Genomic DNA, 572 nt, shown 5'->3' on the forward strand with positions numbered 1-572 from the left:
GCGGAAGAGCTCGATAATCGCCTCGTGCAAGAGGGAAGGCACGAGGCGCCTTACTGCGGGCGCGCGGCGAGCACAAGGGAAAGGTTCGTCGGGGAACGAATCGGTTTTACGGGAACGATGATGCTGCTGCCGCTGCTGCTGCCGCTGCTGCTGCTGCTGCCGCTGCTGCTGCTGCTGCTGCCGCTGCTGCTGCTGCCGCTGCTGCTGCTGCTGCTGCCGCTGCTGCTGCTGCTGCTGCCGCTGCTGCGAACGCTCAGCGCCCGTTGTGTGCGACGAGCAAGGCAGCGAGGTCTGCCGGCGAGAAATCGAGGGCCATGTCCGTGAGACGGGTGGCCCCCTCCTTGCGGAGCTGCACGGTGAGGGTCTCACGCTCGTCGCTGGTCAACGGCCGGGCGAGCCGTCGCTCGAACAGGCGTGCAACAGGTTCGAGGCTCCCCTCCTCGCGCCCCTCCTCGCGCCCCTCCTCACGCCCCTCCTCGCGCCCCTCCTCGCGCCCTTGCTGCACGTACTTGCGGGCGAACTCGCTTTGGTACTCGTAGTTCGGGATGCTCATGAGCTGCTCCAGGGCCATG

General features: G+C 67.7%; 1 protein-coding gene and 1 pseudogene. One reads left to right on the forward strand and one right to left on the reverse strand.

Translation table 11 applies throughout. The features are described from left to right. On the forward strand, positions 1 to 324 hold a 324-nt coding region (locus QHF84_RS50195; RefSeq protein ID WP_281320795.1), incomplete at its 5' end, for a hypothetical protein. Here the strand turns inward: QHF84_RS50195 and QHF84_RS50200 are convergent. Then, a pseudogene (locus tag QHF84_RS50200) lies at positions 254 to 572 on the reverse strand (hypothetical protein); the annotation flags it as partial. The gene QHF84_RS50195 and the pseudogene QHF84_RS50200 overlap by 71 nt on opposite strands.

This window comes from Polyangium sp. y55x31, from assembly GCF_029946505.1.
In the GTDB taxonomy this organism is placed as follows: Bacteria; Myxococcota_A; Polyangia; order Polyangiales; family Polyangiaceae; genus Polyangium.